This is a genomic window from Pseudomonas sp. GW704-F2, from assembly GCF_059423025.1.
Window position 1 is genome coordinate 163,034 of sequence record NZ_JBWKXO010000007.1, and the last position, 23,891, is coordinate 186,924.

Genomic DNA, 23,891 nt, shown 5'->3' on the forward strand with positions numbered 1-23,891 from the left:
CTACATCCGAAGATTCACTTCCACCAGTACTCGACTTGCACACCGACGTTCGAGCCATGCCGCGCGGTGCCGTAGGCGCCGGTGTCAGACAACGCCGACCCAGCCGCCAGCTCATTCGCCGCGCGTTTGGCCGCTGCGTTCCAGCTCGCATAGGTGTAGTACAGACGCACTTCCGGGCGCGCCCAGAAATCCGGGCCTTTGGGCGACCAGGTCGGGGCGAAGGTGAATTTGCTCAGTTTGCGCGTACCGCCGGTGGCGTCGACCTGATCATGACCAAGCTCGGTGACCAGTTTGAACTGTTCACTGATGGCATAGGCCGGGCGCACACCGATGGACATCCAGGTCTGGTCCTGGCTGCCGGGGCGAATGTCTTTCTGGTACACGGCCTCGATCTGCCCACCGAAACGCGGGGTCACCTGCCAGTCGAAAAACTCCACGGCGCGGTAGCTTTTGCTGCTGTTATCCAGGGCCGTATTGCCGGTGTAGCCAAGGCCGGTGCCGGGACCTTCGCCATACTGCAGGGCGAACTTGTTCTTGCCGCCGAGGAAAGGTTTTTGCACATGTTGCGCGGTCAGCGCCCAACCGCTGTTGGCATCACGCCCACCGGCTTTTTCGATGTAGCTCAAGCCCAGTTCCAGCTCGCCGCCGGGGTTGGTCTTGAAGCCGGCCACGTTGAAGTCGTGACGCGTGGCGTATTCCTTCTGGTACAGGTTGTCCTTGCGCGAAAGCGCGTAGCTGTATTTCAGGTCGCCAATCAGCACATCCTCGATGCCGCCGCCCGTGGCGCTCTGGTTCCAGTAGTAGAAATCGGAGATATGGATGTCGTTACGCTTGTAGTAACGCCGCCCTGCCCACAGCGAGCCGCCGTTGAGGCTGGGCAGGTTGGACCACTGTGCATACATCTGCGGCATGCGCGCCGAGCCGTTGTCTTCGCCCTGGAATTTAAGCGCGCGGTCGTACTTGTTGTAGAGCGAAGCCATGGCGTCGACGCTGAGCACGGAGCCGTCGTCGAGGGTCAGCAGGTCCTGGCGCAGTTCCAGTTCGGCGTACTGTTCGCATTCGTTGCCCAACCGGTATTTGGATTGCGCGCCCGGCAGTTGGAAGCATTGCTGCTTGCCACTGCCGGTCGACGTCCCCGCGCCGCTACGCAAGTAACCGGCAAACTCCAGGGCCTGAGCGCCGAACGGCAAGCTCAGACACGATGCAACGAGGCCCAGCTTTATTGTTGTTTTCATGAAGTACTCCGATATTTTTATTATGTTTGTGTGAAGCGCCCGGTGCTCCCACACCGGGAATTGACCTTCTGCTTCGCGTCGCGCGGGGCAGTTGCAACGACGTTCCAGCCGTCAGTCCTTGAGGTGCAGCGCAAAGGATTCGTAAGGCCGCAACAGCAGCGGGCCCGTGCTGACCTGGCAATCGGGGTAGTTGCTGATCAGCAGGCGTTGTCGGGTAGCGGCGTTGAGGACGTGATCGGGCAGCTGGATTTCGCAGGGTTTGCCGTAGAAGTTGTTCAGCACCAGCAGGCGCTCGCCATGGCCTTCGCGCAGGTAGGCCCAGACCTGGAGGTGGCCCAGCAACAGTTCGCGGTAAACGCCGTCTTGAATCAGCGGCTCCTGGCGACGCAAGGCGATCAGGCTGCGGTAGTGATGCAGCACCGAATCCGGGTCATCCCGTTGGCTGTCGACGTTGATCTGCGCCGCGTTGGCCGGGATGCCGATCCACGGTTCGCCGCTGCTGAAACCGGCATGCTGGCGGGCATTCCACTGCATCGGCGTGCGCCCGTTGTCCCGCGACTTCTGCATGATCGCCGCCATGCTCGACGCCTCGGACTCACCGGCATCGCGCTTGAGGCGGTAGATGTTGAGAGTTTCGACATCGCGGTACTGCTCGATCGTGTCGAAACCCGGATTGGTCATGCCCAACTCCTCGCCCTGGTACACATACGGCGTGCCCTGCAGGAAGTGCAGCGCCGTGGCGAGCATCTTGGCCGAGACCACACGATGCTCACCGTCATCCCCAAAGCGCGAGACCACCCGTGGCTGGTCGTGGTTACACCAGAACAGCGCGTTCCAACCGCCGCCGGCCTGCATGCCCAGTTGCCAGTCGGAAAAGATCTGCTTGAGCTGCAGGAAATCGAAGTCGGCCTTCACCCACTTCTGCAGGTTCGGGTAGTCGACTTTCAGGTGGTGGAAGTTGAAGGTCATCGACAGTTCTTTGGACTCCGGCCGCGAGTAGCGGATGCAGTGTTCCAGGCTGGTGGATGACATCTCGCCGACGTTGATCAGGTCATGGCCTGCGAAGACTTCGCGGTGCATTTCCTGCAGGTACGCGTGTACGTTCGGACCGTCGGTGTAGAAACGCCGACCGTCGCTGGCGTCCTCGGGGAAATCGGCGGGCTTGGAGATCAGGTTGATCACATCCAGGCGGAAACCGCCGACGCCTTTGTCGCGCCAGAAACGCATCAGCTTGAACACCTCGGCGCGCACCTTGGGGTTGTCCCAATTCAGGTCGGCCTGGGTGTGATCGAACAGGTGCAGGAAGTACTGGCCGGTTTGCGCTTCGTATTCCCAGGCCGAGCCGCCGAATTTGGATTCCCAGTTGTTCGGCTGGTCGCGCCAGATATAGAAGTCGCGGTACGGGTTGTCGAGGCTGCTGCGCGCCTGCTGGAACCACTCGTGCTCGATGGAGGTGTGGTTGACCACGATGTCGAGCATCAACTTGATGCCGCGCTTGGCCGCTTCGCTGATCAGCCGGTCGCAATCGGCCATGGTCCCGTAGCTCGGGTCGATGGCGTAGTAGTCGCTGATGTCGTAGCCGTTGTCGCGCTGCGGCGAGCGCAGGAACGGGGTGATCCACAGGCAGTCGACGCCCAGCCATTGCAGGTAGTCGAGTTTGTCCACGATACCCAGCAGGTCACCGGTGGCGTTACCCGCGTGGCTGTGAAAGCTTTTGGGGTAGATCTGGTAGATCACCGAGTGTTGCCAGTTTTGCATGGTGGGTTCCTTCAGTAAAATTGTGTACCCGCCGCTCGGGCCTCATCGGGAGCAAGCCCCCTCCCACAGGGGGAACGCATTCAACTGTGGGAGCGGGTTTGCTCGCGAACGCGGTAATTCAGGCAACGCGATACCCAGGCCGCACGATCTTCATGCTCAATGCACAGGTCAGAACAAACGGCACGACCATCGCGATGACCATCCCGATCACAAACATCGGGATGGCATGCGGCACGATCGAGATAAACCCGGGCAAGCCGCCGACCCCGATGGCCGAGGCCTGCACCTTGTTCAGCGACAGGAAAATGCTGCCCAGTGCCGAGCCCAGCAGCGCGGCATAAAACGGGAACTTGAAGCGCAGGTTCACGCCGAACATCGCCGGTTCAGTGATGCCGAAATACGCGGAGACAGCGGAAGTCGAGGCCATGCTTTTGTCCCGCGCATTGCGCGCCATGTAGAACACCGCCAGCGCGGCGCTGCCCTGGGCCAGGTTGGACATGACGATCATCGGCCAGATAAACGTGCCGCCCTGGGTGGAGATCAGTTGCAGGTCCACCGCCAGGAACATGTGGTGCATGCCGGTGATCACCAGCGGCGCATACAACAGGCCGAAAATCGCTCCGCCGAGCATCGGCGCCAGGTCAAACAGGGTGACCACACCCTGGGTGATCAGGATGCCGAGGTGACGGGTCACCGGGCCGATGATCGCCAGCGCGAGCACGCCGGTGACGACGATGGTGGTGATCGGCACGACCAACAGTTGGATGGCATTCGGCACCCGCGCGCGCAGCCATTTCTCGATGACACTCATCACATACGCCGCCATCAGGATCGGCAGGATCTGCCCCTGGTAGCCGACTTTCTCGATCTTGAACCATCCGAAAATATCGAAGTACGGCAGGCTCTGGCCATCGAGGCCGGCCACCGCCTTGCCGTAGTTCCAGGCGTTGAGCAGGTCCGGGTGGACCAGCATCAGGCCAAGCACGATGCCGAGGATTTCACTGCCGCCAAAACGCTTGGCCGCCGACCAGCCCACCAGCGCCGGCAGGAACACGAACGAGGTGTTGGCCATCAGGTTGATCAGGCTCCACAGGCCATCCAGGTTCGGGTAGGCCTCCAGCAGCGTCTTGCCCTCGATGAACATGCCCTTGGCGCCCATCAGGTTGTTCACGCCCATCAACAGGCCGGCGATGATCAACGCGGGCAGGATCGGCATGAACACATCGGAGAACACCCGCACCAGACGCTGCATGGCGTTGGTCTTGTCGGCGCCCTTCTTCTTGACGTCGGCGATGGTGGCGGCGGCGAGGCCGGTCTGTTCGCGCAGGGCGGCATAGACCTTTTCCACTTCGCCGGGGCCGATCACCACCTGGAACAGCCCACCGGTAAAGAACGAGCCCTTGACCAGGTCGACTTGGTTCAACGCGCTGCCGTTGACCAGGCTCGGGTCCTTGAGCGCCAGGCGCAGGCGGGTCACGCAATGGGCGGCTTGCTCAAGATTATCGCGGCCCCCGAGGTGCTCGAGAATTTCGCGGGCGATGTTCGAATAGTCGTGGCTCATGCTTGGTTTCCACTTTGATTTTTTTATTTGGGGGGCAGTCATTGGCAGCACGCCGAAGGCAAAAGTACTCGTACAGACGAGTTAAAGCAACAACTCGTCTGTACGAGTTACATATTGTCTATTTTTTCTGGATCAGGCCCCGCCACAGCCCACAGATTTCCATGGGCCCAATGGACAAACCCCAGCCGTGCCACTAAGGTTCCTGCCTTGAACGCAAACGCGGCACAGAGCCATCCCCATGAGCAAATACAACCAGATCTATACCGATCTGCTTGCCAACATCACCACCGAACGCCTGCAACGCGGCACCCGTCTTCCCTCTGAAACCGAACTGATGGATGCCTACCAGGCCAGTCGTGGCACCGTGCGGCGGGCCATCGAGCAGCTGCAGGAGCGTGGGTTTGCGCAGAAAATCCATGGCAAAGGCACGTTTGTGTTATCGCCCAACCCCATCGAGTTCCAACTGGGCGGCATCGTCAGCTTCCACGAAACCCACGCCGACCTGGGCGATGACGTCCACACCGACGTCGTCGAATTCACCCAGTTCCCGCTGGAAGGTTCGCTGCTGCAGCATATCGAGGCCGAACCCGGCACCCTGATCACCCGCATCAAACGGGTGCGGCGCATCGGCGGCAAACGGGTGATCCTCGACATCAACCACTTCGTCGCCGACCTGATCCCCGGCCTGGACCGCACCATCGCCGAGCAGTCGATCTACGCCTTCATCGAACAGACGTTGCAGCTGCACATCAGCTACGCCCAACGCACCATCGAAGCCCTGCCCCGCGGCAAAGACGACCAGGCACACCTCGACCTCGAGGGGCAAAGCCATGTGATCGTGGTAAGCAACCAGACGTTTCTGCAGGACGGGCGGCAGTTCGAGTACACCGAGTCGCGGCATACGTTGGATAAGTTCTACTTTTCGGATATTGCGCGGCGCTAAGGCCGAGCGAAGCTCAAACGTGGCCGCGGGCCGCTATCGCGAGTAAGCCCGCTCCCACACTTTTGCTGCGGCGTTTGATTTATCGTGTTTCAGATGCGCAGAACCCCGGCATATGGCCGGGGTTCTGTTATTCAGCATCTACCTGCTAGGGCAGGATCATTCCCACTCAATCGTCGCTGGCGGCTTGCTCGACACGTCATACGTCACGCGCGAGATGCCTTCGATTTCATTGATGATACGGCCGCTGACGGTTTCCAGCAGTTCGTAAGGCAGGTGTGCCCAACGGGCGGTCATGAAGTCGATGGTTTCCACCGCACGCAGGGCCACGACCCAGGCGTAACGACGGCCGTCACCGACCACGCCCACCGATTTCACCGGCTGGAACACTACGAACGCCTGGCTGACTTTGTGATACCAGTCGGCCTTGCGCAGTTCTTCGATGAAGATGTGGTCGGCGCGACGCAGCAGGTCGGCGTATTCCTTCTTCACTTCACCGAGGATCCGCACACCCAGGCCCGGGCCCGGGAATGGGTGGCGGTAGACCATGTCGTAGGGCAGGCCCAGTTCCAGGCCGAGACGGCGGACTTCGTCCTTGAACAGCTCACGCAGCGGTTCGACCAGCTTGAGGTTCATTTCCTCGGGCAGGCCACCCACGTTGTGGTGGGACTTGATCACGTGGGCCTTGCCGCTTTTGGCGCCGGCCGACTCGATCACGTCGGGGTAGATGGTGCCCTGGGCGAGGTACTTGATGTTGTCCAGTTTGTTGGACTGGGCATCGAATACGTCGATGAAGGTGCGGCCGATGATCTTGCGCTTCTTCTCCGGGTCGGACTCGCCGGCCAGGTTGTTCAGGAACTGATCTTCAGCGTTGGCGCGGATCACCTTGACGCCCATGTTCTCGGCGAACATGGCCATCACTTGCTCGCCTTCGTGCAGGCGCAGCAGGCCGTTGTCGACGAATACGCAGGTCAGTTGATCACCGATGGCCTTGTGCAGCAGCGCGGCAACCACGGAGGAGTCAACGCCGCCGGACAGGCCGAGCAGGACGTTGTCGGTGCCGACCTGGGCACGCACGTGGGCGATGGCGTCTTCAGCGATTTTCGACGGAGTCCACAGGGCTTCACACTCGCAGATATCGAGGATGAAGCGCGACAGGATGCGCCCGCCTTGCTTGGTGTGGGTCACCTCCGGGTGGAACTGCACGCCGTAGTAACCACGCTCGTCATTGAACATGCCGGCGATCGGGCAGCTCGGGGTGCTGGCCAGGATGTGGAAGTCTTGCGGCATCTTGGTGACTTTGTCACCGTGGCTCATCCACACGTCGAGGCCGAACAGGCCGTCGGCGTCGACGTGGTCTTCGATGCCGTCCAACAGGCGGCTCTTGCCGACCACGTCGACACGGGCATAACCGAATTCACGCAGCTCGGAACCTTCAACCTTGCCGCCCAACTGCTCGGCCATGGTCTGCATGCCGTAGCAGATACCGAACACGGGCACGCCCAGGTCGAATACGGCTTGCGGGCAGCGCGGGCTGTTGGCTTCGTGTACCGACTCGGGGCCGCCGGCGAGGATGACGCCTTTCGGTGCGAATTCGCGGATCGCTGCGTCGTCCATGTCGAACGGATGCAGTTCGCAGTACACGCCGATTTCACGCACGCGACGGGCGATCAGTTGGGTGTACTGGGAACCGAAATCGAGGATCAGGATACGGTGGGCGTGAATGTCGAGGGCCATGAGATCAGTCTCGTCTAATGAATCAGAAACAACTCGGGGCTGAATAAGACAGCCCCGGTTACTTAACTTTATGCTGGAAGCCTCAACCTACGCGGTAGTTTGGCGCTTCCTTGGTGATCTGCACGTCATGGACGTGGGATTCGGCCATACCGGCGCCGGTGATCCGCACGAACTCTGGCTTGGTACGCATTTCGTCGATGTTGGCGCTACCGGTGTAGCCCATCGAGGAACGCAGGCCGCCCATCAGTTGATGGATGATCGCGCTCAGGGTGCCTTTGTACGGCACACGGCCTTCGATGCCTTCCGGAACGAGTTTCTCGGCGCCTGCCGAAGAGTCCTGGAAGTAACGGTCGGAAGAACCTTGCGCCTGGGACATGGCGCCCAGCGAACCCATGCCGCGGTAAGCCTTGTACGAACGCCCCTGGAACAGTTCGATCTCGCCCGGGGCTTCTTCAGTACCGGCGAACATCGAGCCCATCATCACGCAGGAAGCACCGGCGACGATGGCCTTGGACAGGTCACCGGAGAACCGGATACCGCCGTCGGCGATCAACGGAACGCCCGTGCCTTCGAGGGCCTCGGCGACGTTGGCGATGGCGCTGATTTGCGGCACGCCCACGCCGGCGACGATACGCGTGGTGCAGATCGAGCCAGGGCCGATACCGACCTTGACCGCATCCGCGCCCGCTTCGGCCAGGGCCTTGGCGGCAGCGCCGGTGGCGATGTTGCCGCCGATCACCTGGACTTCAGGGAAATTCTGTTTGACCCAGCGAACGCGGTCGATCACGCCCTTGGAGTGACCGTGGGCGGTGTCGACCACCACCACGTCCACACCGGCAGCAACCAGGGCCGCTACGCGATCACCGGTGTCTTTACCGGTGCCGACTGCCGCGCCGACGCGCAGACGACCTTGGTCATCCTTGCTGGCCAGCGGGTAAGCCTTGGCTTTTTCGATGTCGTTGACGGTCATCATGCCCTTGAGGGCGAACTTGTCGTCGACGATCAGCACGCGCTCGATGCGGTGCTTGTGCAGCAATTCGCGCACGTCGTTCTTGTTGGCGCCTTCCTTGACCGTGACCAGACGCTCTTTAGGCGTCATCACTTCGCGGACGGTGACTTCAAGACGGTTCTCGAAACGCACGTCACGGGAGGTGACGATGCCGACGAGGTCGCCATTGTGCAGCACCGGAACGCCGGAGATGTTGTGCAGACGGGTCAGTTCGAACAGGTCGCGCACGGTGGCGTCAGCGTCGATGGTGATCGGATCTTTCACCACCCCGGCTTCATAACGCTTGACCTTGCGCACTTCGGCAGCTTGCTGCTCGACGGTCATGTTCTTGTGGATGATGCCGATACCGCCTTCCTGAGCCATGGCGATGGCCAGACGGGCTTCGGTGACGGTATCCATGGCAGCGGAAACCAGGGGAATATTCAGCTCGATGCCACGGGTTAGGCGGGTCTTGAGACTGACTTCGTTAGGAAGCACCTCGGAATAACCGGGCACTAGGAGAATGTCGTCGAATGTCAGAGCTTCTTGGCTGATACGCAGCATCGCGGGGGCTCCCGAGCGGGAAAATGGAAGCGCGCCATTATACTCAGACACCCCTCAGGTCTCAACGTAAAACTCTGACAAACTTGGTAATACTGATAGATGGAGAAAAGATGCTGCTTTTCTGTAGGAGCGAGCTTGCTCGCGAAGAACACCAAGACACCGCGTTTAACCAGACTACCCGGATTATCGTTGACGATTTTCGCGAGCAAGCTCGCTCCTACAAAGGGTTGAGCTTGCAGCCTACAACTCGACTTTGACCCAACTGATCTTCTGGTCCAACCAATCGGCAAATTCGTCGATAAAGCTCTGCTTGAACCCCGCCTCCGCCCAGTTGTTGAAGATGAATCCGAGGTTGGAAAACCCACATTCCTGCAGGAACAGAAAACCGTTGATGTCATCCTCATGCCCACACAGCGGGCAGGTGAAGTTGTCGGTGTGGCCGGGCATCCACTCTTCCAGGCTGTCGAACAGCGCCTCGCCGATTTCCTTGAGGCATTCCGGGCAGCCGGCTTCTTCGAGAAAACCCTTGGCCGGTGTATAGATGCAACGCTTGTAGATGATTTCCAGGCCATTGACGGGTTCGTTGAACGGCAGCGCATCCGGGTGCAGCACCACGGCGCGGGCGCCGTCGGCCAGGGCGTAGGCCATGCGGTTGCCGGTGCGCCCGCAGGTGGCCAGCTCTTCCTTGATGATGTTCTTGCGCACCAGCCAGCGCACGATCGCCCGGGCACGGGGTTCGTGGACGGGCAAGGTGGAGATTTTCGGGACAAGGATGCTTTGGGAATTCATGGGAGCCCTGCGGTATGACGTCTGGCGCCGTCGCGGGCAAGCCCGGCTCCCACCTTGCAATGCGATCGACTGTGGGAGCGGGCTTGCTCGCGAAGAAGCCCTGAAGGCAGGCAGCTTAATCCCTGCCCGACACAGGTCAAGTACTCAGGTACCGCCCAATCAAGGCAATGCCACTGCCCAGCACCAGCCACGTGACCAATCGCACAAACGCCTCACGGGACATGCGCAACGTCAGCCGCCGCCCACACCACAACCCCAGGGCCATCGCCGGCAGCAGGCAAAACGCCAGCAGCAACAGCGGCATGTCGGCATACACCCCGGCGATCAGGAACAGGCTCAGGCGCACCACGGTGCTGCAACTGATCAACGCGCTTTGCGTGGCGCGCGCGGCGTCCTTGGGCAAACGACTGCTCAAGTAGATCGCATATAAAAAGCCGCCACTGCCGAACAACGCACCGAACAAACCGCCGACGGTGCCCATGGGAACCGCCCAGCCCGCCGCCAGTTGCGCCGGCCGGGCCTTCACCGCCAAGGTGTAAATCGCGTAGGCGCTGATAAACAGCCCCATCAACAACAGCAACAGATCCGAATGCAGGTTGAGCAAAAACACCACGCCCAGGGTGCAACCGATCGCCATGCACGGCAGCAGTTGCAACAGCTCCGGCTTGTTCACATCCCGTCGCGATTGCAGCAGGTTGCCGAAGGCCGCGATGAAATCCAGCAACACCAGCAGCGGGATGATCTTCGACAGCGGCATGAACACAAGCAGGATCGGCCCCGCCACCAGCGCCGTACCGAACCCGGCGATGCCAAACACGATATAGGCCACGGCAACGCCCAGGCCGATCACCAGCCAATCTGTACCGCCAAACGACCAATGACTCATCAGCTCAACCGGGCTCATGGGCAATTCCTTGAAAGAGAGGTGCATCACTTTAGCCATCGGTGAGAGTTGCGACTAATATCTTCAAAGCCCTCTACCCATCTCGAAAAGGCATGACGCGTGATTTCCACCCGCCAACTGCGCTACTTCGTCGAAATCGCCGACAGCGGCAGCTTCAGCGCCGCCGCCGAGCGCCTGTTTGTCGCACAATCGGCCCTGAGCCGGCAGATCAAAGAACTGGAAAACCAACTGCACACGCCATTGTTCGAACGCACCGCGCGCCAGCCTCGGCTGACCGCCGCCGGTGAAGCCTTCTACCCGCGGGCGCGCAACCTGCTGAGTGAACTGCACAAGGCCAGCGAGATGGCGACGCAAGTGGGTAACGGCCAGGTCGGCACCCTGCGCTTGAGCCATTCGAGCACCGTGCCGATGAGCGGCGCGCTGCTGCGCGGCATCAGCACCTGGCTGGAGCGCTGCCCCGGCGTATCGATGGATATCGCCAAACTGTCCTCCGAAGCCCAACTCGAAGAAATTGCCGACGGTCGCCTGGACGTCGGCCTACTGCGCCTGCCGGTGCTGCGCCAGCGCGAAGGCGTGCGTGTGGTGCCTTTATACAGCGAGCAGTTACTGCTGGCCGTACCGCCGAACCACGCGCTAGCCCGCTGCCAGGCACCGGTCGAATTGGCCCAACTCAAGGACGAAGCGTTTATCTCGGTCCCCCATCCCCAGCGCGGCGGGCTGAGCTATCTGTCGGCCGAGTTGTGCATGCGTGCCGGATTTTTCCCCAAGGCTGCACGGGTCATGTCGCGCAAGACCACGCAGTTGCAGTTGATCCAGGCCGGCTTCGGTATTGCCTTGTTACCAAAATCGATGCAGGACATCGCCCCGGCCGCCGTGCATTTTTTACCCCTGGCCGACCCGGACTGCCTGAGTACCGTGGCCCTGGCCTGCCCGCACACACCGAGCGCGTTGGTGGAGCAATTCTGCCAAACCTTGCGCGAATGCCTATAAACTGCCGCCCATGATTAAAGATCCCTCTCCATGATTAAAGATCCGTTCGCCCGCCTGGGCCTGGACCGCGAGGTCCTGACTGTCAGCCAACTCAACGGCCGTGCGCGGGTGTTGCTGGAAGACGTGTTCACCAATATCTGGGTCGAAGGCGAGATCTCCAACCTCGCCCGCCCGGCGTCCGGCCATGTGTACTTCACCCTCAAGGACAGCGGCGCCCAAGTGCGTTGCGCGCTGTTCCGGCAGAACGCCGCGCGGGTGCGCCAGGCCTTGAAGGACGGCCTGGCGGTGAAAGTGCGCGGCAAGGTCTCGCTGTTCGAGGGCCGTGGCGACTATCAACTGATCCTCGACACTGTCGAGCCCGCCGGCGATGGCGCGCTGCGCCTGGCCTTCGATGCGCTGAAGGAAAAACTCAGCGCCGAAGGCCTGTTCAGCGCCGACCGCAAGGTGGCGTTGCCGGCCCATCCGCAGCGCATCGGCATTATCAGCTCGCCGACCGGCGCGGTGATCCGCGACATCATCAGCGTGTTCCGCCGCCGCGCGCCGCAGGTGCAACTCACCTTGATCCCCACGGCCGTACAGGGCCGCGAAGCGGTGGCGCAGATTGTGCGCGCGCTGAAGCTGGCCGATGCGCGTGGCTTCGACGCATTGATCCTGGCCCGTGGCGGCGGCTCGCTGGAAGACCTCTGGTGCTTCAACGAAGAAGCCGTGGCCCGCGCGGTGGATGCGTGCGTGACGCCGATCGTCAGCGCCATCGGCCATGAGACCGATGTGTCGATCAGCGACTTTGTCGCCGACGTGCGCGCGCCGACACCGTCTGCCGCTGCAGAACTGCTGGCTCCGGACGCCAGCAACCTGGTGCGCCAGGTCGACAGCCTGCACCGCCGCCTGGTGATGCTAATGCGCAACCGGCTAAGCCACGACCGCCTGCGCCTCGAAGGCATGGCCCGCCGCCTGCGCCACCCCGGCGAACGTCTGCGCCAACAGGCCCAGCGCCTGGACGACCTGGACATGCGTCTGCGCCGCGCCTTCGAACGCAGCCTCAATACCCGCCGCGAACGCTTGATCCGCCTGGAAACCCGCCTCGCCGGCCAACACCCCGGCCGCCAACTGGCCTTGCTGCGCCAACGCCTGGACAGCCTCGCCGAACGCCTGCCCCGCGCCATGCGCGAAGGCCTCAAGGCGCGCCGCCTGCAACTGCAAAGCCAGGTGCAGACGCTGCAAGTGGTCAGCCCGCTGGCGACTCTCGGCCGCGGCTACAGCATCCTGCTCGACGAGCGCGGCCAGGCGATTCGCAATGCCGCGCAGACCCACACCGGCCAGCGCCTGACTGCGCGCCTCGGTGAAGGCCAATTGCAAGTGCGGGTGGAAGACAACCACCTGACACCCGTCACCCTTTCGTTATTGGATTGATCGATGCCACGTTTTTTCAGCCTGTTGATGCTGCTGTGCCTGACCGTCAACGCCCACGCCGACAGCTTCATCATCCGGGCCTTGAACAAGCCGGTGCCCGGCGGTGTGGCTGTCGTCGACCTGGGCCCCGCGGCGGCCGCGCCGAAAGCCACCTACCAGGGCAAGCCGGTCTTGGTGGTCAAGGAGCAGGCCAACTGGCTGGCGATTGTCGGCATTCCGTTGACGGTCAAACCGGGCAACGAACGCATCAGCAGCGGCGGGCGCAACCTGCCGTTTATCGTCGGCTACAAGCAGTACCCGGAACAGCGCATCACCCTGAAGAACAAAAGCCAGGTCAACCCCGCCCCGGCGCAACTCAAGCGCATCGAGGCCGAGCTGGCGGTGCAGATCAAGGCTTACCGCCGTTTCAGCCCTAACCTGCCAAGCAACCTGCTGCTGGACAAACCGGTCAACGGCCCGCTGTCGAGCAAGTTCGGCGTGCGTCGCTTCTTCAACGGCGAAGAACGCAATCCGCATTCAGGCCTGGATTTCGCCGTCCCCGCCGGCACACCGATCAAGACCCCGGCGGCGGGCAAGGTGATCCTGACCGGCAACTACTTCTTCAACGGCAACACCGTGTTCGTCGACCACGGCCAGGGCTTTATCAGCATGTTCTGCCATATGTCGAAGATCGATGTCAGTGCGGGCCAGCAACTGGCACGCGGCGCGGTGGTGGGCAAGGTCGGCGCGACGGGTCGCGCGACCGGGCCGCATATGCACTGGAATGTCAGCCTGAACGATGCACGGGTGGATCCCGCGATCTTTATCGGCGCATTTCAACCTTGACCGACTCGATTGCGCAGCCGATAAAGGCCGCGCAATTAAAACCAGCCTCAGACTATTTACCAAGCATAAAATCTCGTTTCCTACGCCCACAGAAGAACTTATCTCAATTTTTCTGGACTACTTGCCATCTTTCACCCCGGCGGTTAGGGTTGAGCTTATGAAAACCTCTCACACACTCATTTTGCTCCGCCAGCACCGCAGCCTGTGCCTTGTCAGCGCACGACTGCCAGGCTGAATCGATCTGCCTCGTCCCTTGTTTTATACCCCATAACAGTTTTCCGGCAGGCCGCCCTTTTTCGGCCCCTCCACCAAAGGATTTCCCGATGAGCATGCTCAAAGACCCGTCTTCGAAGTACCGCGCGTTTCCGACTATCGATATTCCGGACCGCACCTGGCCGTCGAAAACCATCACCACCGCGCCGATCTGGTGCAGCTCCGACCTGCGTGATGGCAACCAGTCGCTGATCGAACCGATGGATGCAGTGAAAAAACTGCGCTTCTGGAAGACCCTGGTAGCCGTCGGCGTGAAGGAAATCGAAGCCTCGTTCCCGGCCGCTTCGCAAACCGACTTCGACTTCGTCCGCACCCTGATCGAAGGCAACCACATCCCCGAGGACACCACCATCCAGGTGCTGACCCAGGGCCGTGAAGACTTGATCGAGCGCACCTTCGAATCCCTGCGCGGCGCGAAAAAAGCCATCGTCCACCTGTACAACGCCACCTCGCCGTCCTTCCGTCGCATCGTGTTCAACCAGGACAAGGACGGGATCAAGGCCATCGCGGTCAACGCGGCCAAGCTGTTCGTCAAATACGCCGCCCAGCAGCCGGAAACCCAGTGGACGTTCGAATACTCGCCAGAGACCTTCAGCGCCACCGAGCTGGAATTCGCCAAGGAAGTGTGTGACGCAGTGATCGAGGTGTGGAACCCGACGCCCGAGCACAAGATGATCCTCAACCTGCCGGCCACCGTTGAATGCGCCACGCCGAACATCTATGCCGACCAGATCGAGTGGTTCGGTCGTCATGTCAACCGTCGTGACAGCGTGATCATCAGCCTGCACACCCACAACGACCGTGGCACCGGCGTAGCCGCCACCGAATTGGGCCTGATGGCCGGCGCCGACCGTGTCGAAGGCTGCCTGTTCGGCAACGGTGAGCGTACCGGTAACGTCGACCTGGTCAACGTGGCGTTGAACCTCTACACCCAGGGCGTGAACCCTGAGCTGGACTTCTCCGACATCGACGGCGTGCGCAAAGTGGTCGAGGAATGCAACCAGATCCAGGTGCATCCACGTCACCCGTATGTCGGCGACCTGGTACACACAGCATTCTCCGGCTCCCACCAGGACGCAATCCGCAAGGGCTTCGCCCAGCAGAAACCCGACGCCCTGTGGGAAGTGCCGTACTTGCCGATCGACCCGGCCGACATCGGCCGCAGCTACGAGGCGGTGATCCGGGTGAACAGCCAGTCGGGCAAAGGCGGCATCGCCTACCTGCTGGAGCAGGAATACGGCATCAGCTTGCCGCGTCGCATGCAGATCGAGTTCAGCCAAGTGGTTCAGGCCGAAACCGACCGCGTGGGCCTGGAGATGAGCGCTTCGCAGATTCACGCGCTGTTGCAGCGTGAATACCTGCAAGCCAACACGCCCTACGCGCTGGTCAGCCATCGTCTGCAGGAAGAAAACGGTAACAGCACCGTGGAAGTGGAAGTCTCGGGCAAAGGCCAGGGCGAAACCAACCTGCACTGGCACGGCAAGGGCAACGGTGCGCTCGAAGCCCTGGTCGCCAGCCTGCCGATTGGCGTGGAAATCATGGATTACAACGAACACGCAATCGGTGCCGGCACCAACGCCAAGGCTGCGGCCTACATCGAGCTGCGAGTGAACGGTGAGCGTCCGGTGCATGGCGTGGGCATTGATGAAAACTTCACCACGGCCAGCTTCAAGGCGGTATTCAGCGCCCTGAACCGCTCGCTGAGCCATCTGGAAGCGAAAGCGGCGTAAACGAGCGCTGACATGCAAAAGGCCCCTGGGTGAGAACTCAGGGGCCTTTTTTGTTGGGCTTTGGATGTGTGTGGTCTGTTGGGGCCTCATCGCGGGCAAGCCCACTCCCACATTTTGACCGTGTTCGGCTCGAATGTGGGAGTGGGCTTGCCCGCGATAGCGGTCTGTCAGACAAACTGAAAAGTATCGGCATCCAGGTTCGCCGGAAATTTGCTGCGGTAAGCCGCCAATTCATCCGCTTTGAGGCACACCGTAAACACCCCATCCGCCTCCCCCGCACTCAACAGGCTCTCACCCTGGAAGTCCAGCACCTGGCTATCCCCGGTATAAGCGAAGCCTTTGCCGTCGGTACCCACCCGATTGACCGCCGCCACATAACACAGGTTCTCGATCGCCCGCGCTGGCAGCAACCGGTTCCAATGCTGGCGTCGCGCCCCCGGCCAGTTGGCCGTGTACAGCAGCAGGTCGGTGTCCTGAGCGTCACGACTCCACACCGGAAAGCGCAGGTCGTAGCAAATCAATGGGCGAATACGCCAGCCCTTTATCTCGAACAGCACCTGGCGCTCGCCGGGCGTGTAGTGATTGTGCTCGCCGGCCATGCGGAACAGGTGGCGCTTATCGTAATGCAGCACCTCGCCATCCGGCCGCGCCCATAACAGGCGGTTGCGGTGGCTGCCGTCGGCGGCCTGGATGATCACACTGCCGGTGATCACCGCGTTGTACTTCGCCGCCTGGCTCTGGAGCCAGCGATGGGTCGGGCCATTTTCCGGTTCGGCCTGGGTGGCCGAGTCCATGGAGAAACCGGTGGTGAACATCTCCGGCAGGATGATCAGGTCGGCGCCACGGGCCTGTTCCAGCAACAGTTCGAAGTGATCGAGGTTGGCCTGGCGGTTGTGCCAGGCCAGGCTGGTCTGGACCAGGGCGATGTTCAGGTCGGGTAGTGCATTCAGATCACGCATAGTTTCTCAGCTGCTTGTTGCAGCGTCTCCTCGCGTTTGGCAAAGCACAGGCGCACCAGGCGCTGGCCTTGGGGTGGATGCTGATAGAACACCGAAACCGGGATCGTCGCTACGCCATGCTCGCGGGTCATCCACAACGACATGGCAACGTCATCCAGGTCTGGGCGAATCGCTGAATAATCCACCAGTTGGAAGTAAGTACCGGTGACCCGGGTAAAGCTGAAACGCGACGGCGTCAACAGGTCGCAGAACAGGTCGCGCTTGGCCTGGTAAAAGGCCGGCAGTTCTTCGACGTGTTCCGGGTGTTCGGCCATGAAGTCTGCCAACGCGTACTGCAGCGGGGTCACGCCGCAAAAGTTGACATATTGATGCACCTTGCGCAATTCGATGGTCAGTGCCGGTGGCGCGACCACGTAGCCGGTTTTCCAGCCGGTGACGTGATAGGTCTTGCCGAAGGAACTGACCACGAACGCACGTTGATACAGTTCTTCGTGGGCCAGCACGCTGACATGAGGCACACCGTCAAACACCAGATGTTCGTAGACCTCATCGCTGACCAGGTAAATATCGCGGTCGCGGATCAAGGCCGCCAACAGGTCCAGCTCGGCGCGGCTGATCAGTGCGCCGGTGGGGTTATGCGGCGTGTTCAGGATGATCATGCGCGTGCGCGCAGACAACGCCGCCTGGATCTTTTCAAAGTCGAGGCTGAAGTTTTCCAGGTTCAGTTGCACATGCACGCAGCGACCGCCGGCCAACTCGACCGAAGGCTCATAGCTGTCGTAGCACGGGTCGAACACGATGACCTCATCGCCGCTGCGGATCACCGCCTGGATCGCGCAGAAGATCGCCGCCGTGGCTCCGGGCGTGATCGTCACTTCGCTGTCGGGGCTGACCGTGGCGCCATAGCTGCGCGCGATCTTGGCCGCCACTTGCTGGCGCAGGGCTGGCAGGCCGGTCATCGGTGCGTATTGGTTATGGCCGCTGGCGACATGCTTGCCCACGGCATCGAGCAAACCCTGCGGGCCATTGAAGTCAGGGAAGCCCTGGGACAGGTTGAGCGCGCCGGTTTCGGCAGCGAGTTGCGACATGGTGGTGAAAATGGTCGTGCCGACATTTGGCAGCTTGCTGTTGATCATCGGAGGCCCCTGCAGGTGAACCGCAAGTTTTAAGCTGCCAACTGCATCGGGTCAAGGCGCAAACCACCGCGCACAAAAAAGGGCCCGTAAAGAGCCCTTTTTGCGAGGTCGGAATCAGCGCTTGTCGCGGCGCTTCTTGTCGGCCTTCTTGTGGTGAGTCATCAAACGACGCTTCTTGTTCACCTGACGGTCAGTCAGTGTGTTCTTGTTGCCTTCGTATGGGTTCTCGCCACCCTTGAACTCGATACGGATCGGCGTACCGACCAGCTTCAAGACACGGCGGTAGGTGTTTTCCAGGTAACGCACGTAGGATTTAGGCACCTTCTCGATCTGGTTACCGTGGATCACGATAATCGGCGGGTTGGCACCACCCAAGTGGGCGTAACGCAGTTTGATCCGGCGGTTGTTGACCATCGGCGGTGCGTGCTCGCCGACCGCGTCTTCGAGGATCTGGGTCAGACGGTTGGTCGGCCAGCGGGTGACCGCGGACTTGAACGAGTTCTGTACGGACGCGTAGAGGTTGCCCACGCCGGTACCGTGCAGTGCCGAGATGAAGTGGATATCGGCGAACTCGACGAAGAACAGACGACGCTGCAGTTCGATCTTGACGAAATCGCGCTCGCTCGGCGTCATGCCGTCCCACTTGTTGATCGCGATCACCAGCGCCCGACCAGCCTCAAGGGCGAAGCCCAGCAGGTTGAGGTCGTGGTCCACCACGCCTTCGCGGGCGTCCATCACGAAGATCACCACGTTGGCGTCTTTGATCGCCTGCAGGGTTTTCACCACGGAGAACTTTTCAACTTCCTCGTGGATCTTGCCGCGCTTGCGCACACCAGCGGTGTCGATCAGCGTGTACTTCTCGTCGTTACGCTCGAACGGGATGTAGATACTGTCGCGAGTAGTGCCGGGCTGGTCATACACGATGACCCGGTCTTCACCGAGCATACGGTTGACCAGGGTCGACTTGCCGACGTTGGGACGGCCGATGATGGCGATCTTGATACCGTCTTTTTCGCTCGGGCCCGGAATGCGCTTGGCTTCCTCGCCTTCGGCGACGACCTCTTCTTCGCCCTCTTCTTCCTCGGCGTCATCCTTAGGGAAGTCGCGCAGGGCGATTTCCAACATCTGGGTGATGCCGCGACCGTGGGCACCGGCGATCGGGATCGCGTCGCCCAGGCCCATCGGGCTGAATTCGGCACGGGCCATTTCAGGATCGATGTTGTCGATCTTGTTGGCGACCACGTAGGAACGCTTGTTGCGCTTGCGCAGGTGCTCGCCGATCATCTGGTCGGCAGCGGTGTAGCCCGCGCGGGCGTCCACCAGGAACAACACGACATCGGCTTCTTCAATGGCCAGCAGCGACTGCTCGGCCATCTTTTCGTCCATGCCATGCTCGTCACCGGAGATACCACCGGTGTCGACAATAATGTAGGAGCGCCCTTGCCACTTTGCCTCACCGTATTGGCGATCACGGGTCAGACCGGACAAGTCGCCGACAATGGCGTCGCGAGTCCTGGTCAGGCGGTTGAACAAGGTGGACTTGCCGACGTTAGGTCGGCCCACCAGGGCGATTACGGGAACCATGCGGCTCTCCACTTCGTTATTTCAGAAAATACAAAAGCCGCTGCAAGGCAGCGGCTGGTGCTCGGGGCGGCATTTGAAATGCCACATACCCTGCCCGACACTGGTTCCTGTAGGAGCGAGCTTGCTCGCGAAAACCTGAGGACGCCGCGTTTATCCAGAAACCCGCGTGAGCGTTGACGTCCTTCGCGAGCAAGCTCGCTCCTACATTAAGCAATGAAGCAGGGCCGCCTGGGGGTAACCCCAAGCATAGTCAAACCTTTACTTGATGGTCAGGGCTTCCAGCTTGCCGCTGTTGCCAAACACATAAAGCATGTTACCCACGACCAGCGGACGCGCACGCAGGCCGTCGCTGTCGATGCGCTCGCGACCCACAAAGCGACCGTCTACCTGGCTCAGCAGGTGCAGGTAGCCTTCGAAGTCGCCTACCGCTACGTAGCTGGAGAACACTTCCGGTGCCGACAGTTGACGGCGGGCCAGAGAGTCGTTGCTCCACAGCGCAGTGGTGGAACGTTCGTCGACACTTTCAACGGTGCCGGACGACAGGCTTACGTAGACGCTGCCAAACCCTTGGGCGACACCGGCGTAGCTGGAAGCATCACGCTGCCAGTTGACGCGGCCGCTTTGCAGGTCCAGTGCCGCGACACGGCCTTGGTAGGTAGCGACGTAGAGGGTTTCGCCGGACAGCAGCAAGCCACCGTCGATGTCGACGACGCGATCCAGTTCCGAACGACCTTGCGGGATCGCCACACGCGTTTCCCAGATCGGCACGCCGTTCTGGGTATTCAGGGCGACCACTTTACCGGTCGACAGTCCCGCAACGGCCAGATTATTGGTCACAACCGGACCACTGGTACCGCGCAGGGTCAGCACCGCAGGGGTGCTGTCGTACAACCAGCGCTGGGCGCCAGTGCTGGCGTCGAGGCCGATCACACGGTCGTCCTGGGTTTGCACCACGACGATGTCGCCGTTGGTGGCAGGCGGTGCGAGGACTTCACTGGTCACGCGAGCGCGCCATTTCTCTTCACCGGTGCTGGAGTCCAGCGCCACGACTTCGCCCTTGAGCGTGCCGAGCATGACCATGCCGTAACCCACGCCGACGGCGCCGGATACAGGCAGTTCGAGGTCTTTCTTCCACTTCACGTCGCCGTTCATGCGATCCATGGAGATCACCACGCCGGTCACGTCAGCGGCCACAATATTGTCACCGTCGATTGCCGGTACCAACATGTTGTAGGTTTCGCCCTGACCGTCACCGATGGAGCGGCTCCACTGCTTTTGCAGGACCACTTCTTCCTTGAAGCTGGTCAGCTCGGCCGGAGGCAGTTCTTTTTTACTGTTGCTGCTGCAACCCGCGGCCAGAACGGCCAGAGCCAGCAATGCTGCATGTTTCCAACGGATCACGTCACGCATCCCCTTTGGCCAAGTCGTCGAGCTTGATTTGTAAGCCACCGACCGCCGCTTCATCAGACAGCGCCGCCTTGGCTTTTTGGTACGCAGCATTGGCTTCGTCGGTACGACCCAATTGGACCAACAGGTCACCCTTGAGCTCTTCGCGAGTGGCTACAAATGCCTTGTCAGCGTCGCCGTCGAGCAGTTTGAGTGCTTCGTCGGCCTTGTTCTGTGCCGCCAATACCTGAGCCAGGCGCTGACGTGCGATTTCACCCAGGGTCGGGTTGGTCGGCTTGTCGGCGATGGCCTTCAGTTCGGCGACGGCGTCATCCAGCTTGCCGGTGTCGACCGCGACTTTCGCGACGAACAGGCTGCCGTATTGGGCGTAGGTGCTACCGCCAAATTCGCTCTTGAGCTTGCCGGCCAGGTCTGCCACTTGCGCAGGATCGGGCTTGCCGCTCGGCGTCAGCGTGCTTTCCAGCAATTGCTGATAGAGGATCGAGGCGCCCTGGGACTGGTTGGCCTGATACTTGTGCCAGGCTTGCCAGCCGAACACCACCACTAAAGCCAGCAGGCCGCCGGTAACCAGGGGCTTGCCGTTACGCTGCCACCAGTCCTTGAACTCGGCCAGTTGCTCATCATCAGTACTCGACACCCCAACACTCCTTAATCGCTAAATTCGGCTGTTCGACAGCTTCAACCCTGCACGACGCAGGTGGCCAAGTGCGCGGCGAGCGCATCAAAGGCAATGTTCTGTTGCTCGCCCTGGCCACGCAGGGGTTTGAAACCTATCACTTGCTGGGCCAATTCGTCATCGCCGAGGATCAGTGCGTACAGCGCACCGCTCTTGTCGGCCTTCTTGAACTGGCTCTTGAAGCTGCCGGCGCCGGCATTGATCTGCAGGCGCAGGTTCGGCAGTTGGTCGCGCACTTTTTCGCTCAGGGCCAGGGCAGCCAGTTCGGCGGCCTCGCCAAAGGCGCACAGGTACACATCCACCTGACGGGAGATTTCTTCCGGAACCTGTTCCAGGGTTTCCAGCAGCAGGATCAGGCGCTCGATACCCATCGCAAAACCCACACCAGGTGTCGGCTTGCCGCCCATCTGCTCGACCAGGCCGTCATAACGGCCACCGGCACACACGGTGCCCTGGGCGCCGAGCTTGTCGGTGACCCACTCGAACACGGTCTTGCTGTAGTAATCGAGGCCGCGCACCAGTTTCGGGTTGATCACGTAAGGAATCCCGGCGGCTTCCAGGCGCGCCTTGAGCCCCTCGAAGTGGGTGCGGGATTCGTCGTCCAGGTAATCAGCCATCTTCGGCGCATTGACCAGCACGGCCTGCGTGTCGGCGTTCTTGGTATCGAGGACGCGCAACGGGTTGGTTTTCAGACGGCGCTGGCTGTCTTCGTCCAACTTGTCCAGGTGGGCAGACAGGTACTCGACCAGGGCGACGCGATAGCGGCCCCGGGACTCACTGGTGCCCAGGCTGTTGAGTTCAAGCTTGACCGCATCGCGGATGCCCAGCAGGCCCCACAGGCGCCAGGTCAGCACGATCAGTTCGGCGTCGATGTCCGGACCGTCGAGGTTGAACACTTCCAGGCCGATCTGGTGGAACTGGCGATAACGGCCTTTCTGCGGGCGCTCGTGGCGGAACATCGGCCCGATGTACCACAGCTTCTGCGGCTGACCACCGCCGGTGAGGCCATGCTCGAGCACGGCGCGCACGCACGCGGCGGTGCCTTCCGGACGCAAGGTCAGGGAATCACCATTGCGGTCTTCGAAGGTGTACATCTCTTTTTCGACGATGTCGGTCACTTCACCGATGGAGCGCTTGAACAGCTCGGTGAACTCGACGATCGGCATACGGATCTGTTTGTAACCGTAGTTATCCAGCAGACGCGCAACGGTGTTCTCGAAGTAGCGCCACAGCGGCGTCTGCTCCGGAAGGATGTCGTTCATGCCACGAATGGCTTGCAGAGACTTGCTCACATCTATTCCTTAAATTCGCTGGATCAGCCGCGCGCGATAACTGCAGCGTCAGCCTCGACCTTTTCGGCCGCTTTCTGGCGGATCAGTCTTTCGAGCTCATCCACCAGATTGTCATTCGTCAGTTTCTGCGACGGCTTGCCGTCGATGTAAATCAGGTTCGGCGTGCCGCCGGTCAAGCCGATATGGGCTTCCTTGGCTTCACCCGGCCCGTTGACCACACAACCGATCACCGCGACATCCAGCGGCACCAGCAGGTCTTCGAGGCGCCCTTCCAGTTCGTTCATGGTTTTCACCACGTCGAAGTTCTGCCGCGAGCAGCTCGGGCAGGCAATGAAGTTGATGCCACGGGAACGCAAATGCAGGGATTTGAGAATGTCGTAACCGACCTTCACTTCCTCTACCGGGTCTGCCGCCAGGGAGATGCGGATAGTATCGCCAATCCCTTCGGCGAGCAGCATACCGAGACCCACCGCAGATTTCACTGTGCCTGAGCGCAAACCGCCCGCTTCAGTGATACCCAGGTGCAGCGGCTGCACGATTTCCTTGGCCAGCAGGCGGTAGGCTTCTACCGCCATGAACACGTCGGAGGCCTTTACGCTGACCTTGAAGTCCTGGAAGTTCAGACGCTCAAGGTGTTCAACGTGGCGCAGCGCCGATTCAACCAGCGCGGCCGGGGTAGGCTCGCCGTATTTTTTTTGCAGGTCTTTTTCCAGGGAACCGGCGTTGACGCCGATGCGGATCGGAATCCCGCGATCACGGGCAGCATCCACCACCGCGCGTACACGGTCTTCGCGACCGATGTTGCCCGGGTTGATGCGCAGGCAATCGACGCCCAGTTCGGCCACGCGCAAAGCGATCCGGTAGTCGAAGTGGATGTCGGCAACCAGCGGCACCTTGACCAGTTGCTTGATGCGGCCGAAGGCTTCGGCGGCATCCATATCCGGTACGGAAACCCGCACGATGTCGACGCCGGCGGCTTCCAGACGGTTGATCTGGGCGACGGTGGCAGCAACATCGTTGGTGTCGCTGTTGGTCATGCTCTGTACCGCGATGGGGGCGTCGCCACCCACTGGCACCGAGCCGACCCAGATCTTGCGCGATACGCGACGTTTGATTGGAGATTCGCCGTGCAT

At 61.1% G+C, this 23,891-nt stretch carries 19 protein-coding genes; 5 read left to right on the forward strand and 14 right to left on the reverse strand.

Annotation, left to right across the window (positions count from 1 at the left end; translation table 11 throughout):
* Positions 1-14: 14 nt before the first annotated feature.
* The 3 genes from AC07W0_RS08515 to treP all read right to left on the reverse strand — a co-directional run bounded on the left by AC07W0_RS08515 (position 15) and on the right by treP (position 4,554).
* Positions 15-1,235, reverse strand: coding sequence for a maltoporin (locus tag AC07W0_RS08515; protein WP_026139927.1), 1,221 nt, complete (start codon positions 1,233-1,235; stop codon positions 15-17).
* A gap of 111 nt (positions 1,236-1,346) precedes the next feature.
* Positions 1,347-2,993: an alpha,alpha-phosphotrehalase gene (treC, locus tag AC07W0_RS08520; protein ID WP_102617305.1), complete on the reverse strand. Its 1,647-nt coding sequence runs from the start codon at positions 2,991-2,993 to the stop codon at positions 1,347-1,349.
* Between the two features lie 118 nt (positions 2,994-3,111).
* Positions 3,112-4,554, reverse strand: coding sequence for a PTS system trehalose-specific EIIBC component (gene treP, locus AC07W0_RS08525; RefSeq protein ID WP_017846159.1), 1,443 nt, complete (start codon positions 4,552-4,554; stop codon positions 3,112-3,114).
* 238 nt (positions 4,555-4,792) lie between these two features.
* On the opposite strand from treP, the gene treR reads away from it, so the two are divergent.
* Positions 4,793-5,497, forward strand: a complete 705-nt coding sequence (gene treR, locus AC07W0_RS08530) for a trehalose operon repressor (RefSeq protein ID WP_017846160.1) — start codon at positions 4,793-4,795, stop codon at positions 5,495-5,497.
* Positions 5,498-5,653: 156 nt separating this feature from the next.
* Here the strand turns inward: treR and guaA are convergent, their stop codons facing one another.
* The 4 genes from guaA to AC07W0_RS08550 all read right to left on the reverse strand — a co-directional run bounded on the left by guaA (position 5,654) and on the right by AC07W0_RS08550 (position 10,476).
* Positions 5,654-7,231 carry a glutamine-hydrolyzing GMP synthase gene (gene guaA / locus AC07W0_RS08535; RefSeq protein ID WP_017846161.1) on the reverse strand — a complete coding sequence of 526 codons (1,578 nt, stop codon included), beginning with the start codon at positions 7,229-7,231 and terminating at the stop codon, positions 5,654-5,656.
* 82 nt (positions 7,232-7,313) lie between these two features.
* The gene (gene guaB / locus AC07W0_RS08540; protein WP_017846162.1) at positions 7,314-8,783 is read right to left on the reverse strand and encodes an IMP dehydrogenase; all 1,470 of its coding nucleotides are present in this window, start codon (positions 8,781-8,783) and stop codon (positions 7,314-7,316) included.
* A 240-nt stretch (positions 8,784-9,023) separates the two neighbouring features.
* Positions 9,024-9,572 (reverse strand): sugar ABC transporter ATPase, encoded by a 549-nt coding sequence (locus AC07W0_RS08545; RefSeq protein WP_102617303.1) that lies wholly within the window; start codon positions 9,570-9,572, stop codon positions 9,024-9,026.
* A 136-nt stretch (positions 9,573-9,708) separates the two neighbouring features.
* Positions 9,709-10,476, reverse strand: coding sequence for a sulfite exporter TauE/SafE family protein (locus AC07W0_RS08550; protein ID WP_102617302.1), 768 nt, complete (start codon positions 10,474-10,476; stop codon positions 9,709-9,711).
* Positions 10,477-10,575: 99 nt separating this feature from the next.
* On the opposite strand from AC07W0_RS08550, the gene AC07W0_RS08555 reads away from it, so the two are divergent.
* The 4 genes from AC07W0_RS08555 to leuA all read left to right on the forward strand — a co-directional run bounded on the left by AC07W0_RS08555 (position 10,576) and on the right by leuA (position 15,704).
* Positions 10,576-11,466 (forward strand): LysR family transcriptional regulator, encoded by an 891-nt coding sequence (locus AC07W0_RS08555; protein WP_079444631.1) that lies wholly within the window; start codon positions 10,576-10,578, stop codon positions 11,464-11,466.
* 30 nt (positions 11,467-11,496) lie between these two features.
* Positions 11,497-12,876, forward strand: a complete 1,380-nt coding sequence (xseA, locus tag AC07W0_RS08560) for an exodeoxyribonuclease VII large subunit (RefSeq protein WP_017846166.1) — start codon at positions 11,497-11,499, stop codon at positions 12,874-12,876.
* Positions 12,877-12,879: 3 nt separating this feature from the next.
* Positions 12,880-13,701 carry a M23 family metallopeptidase gene (locus tag AC07W0_RS08565; RefSeq protein ID WP_017846167.1) on the forward strand — a complete coding sequence of 274 codons (822 nt, stop codon included), beginning with the start codon at positions 12,880-12,882 and terminating at the stop codon, positions 13,699-13,701.
* A 323-nt stretch (positions 13,702-14,024) separates the two neighbouring features.
* A complete protein-coding gene (gene leuA / locus AC07W0_RS08570; RefSeq protein ID WP_017846168.1) occupies positions 14,025-15,704 on the forward strand; it encodes a 2-isopropylmalate synthase in 1,680 nt (559 codons plus the stop codon).
* Between the two features lie 167 nt (positions 15,705-15,871).
* Here leuA and AC07W0_RS08575 read toward each other — a convergent pair whose 3' ends face one another.
* From AC07W0_RS08575 to ispG, 7 genes are all read right to left on the reverse strand, one after another.
* Entirely contained in the window at positions 15,872-16,663 is a 792-nt protein-coding gene (locus AC07W0_RS08575; protein WP_017846169.1) for an amidohydrolase, read from the reverse strand.
* Positions 16,651-17,799: a pyridoxal phosphate-dependent aminotransferase gene (locus AC07W0_RS08580; protein ID WP_046382181.1), complete on the reverse strand. Its 1,149-nt coding sequence runs from the start codon at positions 17,797-17,799 to the stop codon at positions 16,651-16,653. The genes AC07W0_RS08575 and AC07W0_RS08580 overlap by 13 nt, the downstream gene beginning before the upstream one ends.
* A 114-nt stretch (positions 17,800-17,913) precedes the next feature.
* On the reverse strand, positions 17,914-19,383 hold the full coding sequence (gene der, locus AC07W0_RS08585) for a ribosome biogenesis GTPase Der (protein ID WP_017846171.1): 1,470 nt from the start codon (positions 19,381-19,383) through the stop codon (positions 17,914-17,916).
* A gap of 258 nt (positions 19,384-19,641) precedes the next feature.
* The gene (bamB, locus tag AC07W0_RS08590; RefSeq protein ID WP_017846172.1) at positions 19,642-20,793 is read right to left on the reverse strand and encodes an outer membrane protein assembly factor BamB; all 1,152 of its coding nucleotides are present in this window, start codon (positions 20,791-20,793) and stop codon (positions 19,642-19,644) included.
* Positions 20,786-21,427, reverse strand: a complete 642-nt coding sequence (locus tag AC07W0_RS08595) for a YfgM family protein (protein WP_017846173.1) — start codon at positions 21,425-21,427, stop codon at positions 20,786-20,788. Before AC07W0_RS08595 ends, bamB begins: the two co-directional genes overlap by 8 nt.
* A gap of 41 nt (positions 21,428-21,468) precedes the next feature.
* A complete protein-coding gene (gene hisS / locus AC07W0_RS08600) occupies positions 21,469-22,758 on the reverse strand; it encodes a histidine--tRNA ligase (protein ID WP_017846174.1) in 1,290 nt (429 codons plus the stop codon).
* 23 nt (positions 22,759-22,781) lie between these two features.
* Positions 22,782-23,891, reverse strand: a complete 1,110-nt coding sequence (ispG, locus tag AC07W0_RS08605) for a flavodoxin-dependent (E)-4-hydroxy-3-methylbut-2-enyl-diphosphate synthase (protein WP_017846175.1) — start codon at positions 23,889-23,891, stop codon at positions 22,782-22,784.

What these genes read in the sequence shown, in the direction of transcription:
- treR (WP_017846160.1), top strand. Translation starts at nt 4,793, where the DNA reads ATGAGCAAATACAACCAGATCTATACCGATCTGCTTGCCAACATCACC.
- AC07W0_RS08550 (WP_102617302.1), bottom strand. Translation starts at nt 10,476, where the DNA reads ATGAGCCCGGTTGAGCTGATGAGTCATTGGTCGTTTGGCGGTACAGAT.
- guaA (WP_017846161.1), bottom strand. Translation starts at nt 7,231, where the DNA reads ATGGCCCTCGACATTCACGCCCACCGTATCCTGATCCTCGATTTCGGT.
- AC07W0_RS08575 (WP_017846169.1), bottom strand. Translation starts at nt 16,663, where the DNA reads ATGCGTGATCTGAATGCACTACCCGACCTGAACATCGCCCTGGTCCAG.
- ispG (WP_017846175.1), bottom strand. Translation starts at nt 23,891, where the DNA reads ATGCACGGCGAATCTCCAATCAAACGTCGCGTATCGCGCAAGATCTGG.
- AC07W0_RS08515 (WP_026139927.1), bottom strand. Translation starts at nt 1,235, where the DNA reads ATGAAAACAACAATAAAGCTGGGCCTCGTTGCATCGTGTCTGAGCTTG.
- treP (WP_017846159.1), bottom strand. Translation starts at nt 4,554, where the DNA reads ATGAGCCACGACTATTCGAACATCGCCCGCGAAATTCTCGAGCACCTC.
- bamB (WP_017846172.1), bottom strand. Translation starts at nt 20,793, where the DNA reads ATGCGTGACGTGATCCGTTGGAAACATGCAGCATTGCTGGCTCTGGCC.
- guaB (WP_017846162.1), bottom strand. Translation starts at nt 8,783, where the DNA reads ATGCTGCGTATCAGCCAAGAAGCTCTGACATTCGACGACATTCTCCTA.
- AC07W0_RS08545 (WP_102617303.1), bottom strand. Translation starts at nt 9,572, where the DNA reads ATGAATTCCCAAAGCATCCTTGTCCCGAAAATCTCCACCTTGCCCGTC.
- treC (WP_102617305.1), bottom strand. Translation starts at nt 2,993, where the DNA reads ATGCAAAACTGGCAACACTCGGTGATCTACCAGATCTACCCCAAAAGC.
- der (WP_017846171.1), bottom strand. Translation starts at nt 19,383, where the DNA reads ATGGTTCCCGTAATCGCCCTGGTGGGCCGACCTAACGTCGGCAAGTCC.
- xseA (WP_017846166.1), top strand. Translation starts at nt 11,497, where the DNA reads ATGATTAAAGATCCGTTCGCCCGCCTGGGCCTGGACCGCGAGGTCCTG.
- AC07W0_RS08580 (WP_046382181.1), bottom strand. Translation starts at nt 17,799, where the DNA reads ATGATCAACAGCAAGCTGCCAAATGTCGGCACGACCATTTTCACCACC.
- leuA (WP_017846168.1), top strand. Translation starts at nt 14,025, where the DNA reads ATGAGCATGCTCAAAGACCCGTCTTCGAAGTACCGCGCGTTTCCGACT.
- AC07W0_RS08565 (WP_017846167.1), top strand. Translation starts at nt 12,880, where the DNA reads ATGCCACGTTTTTTCAGCCTGTTGATGCTGCTGTGCCTGACCGTCAAC.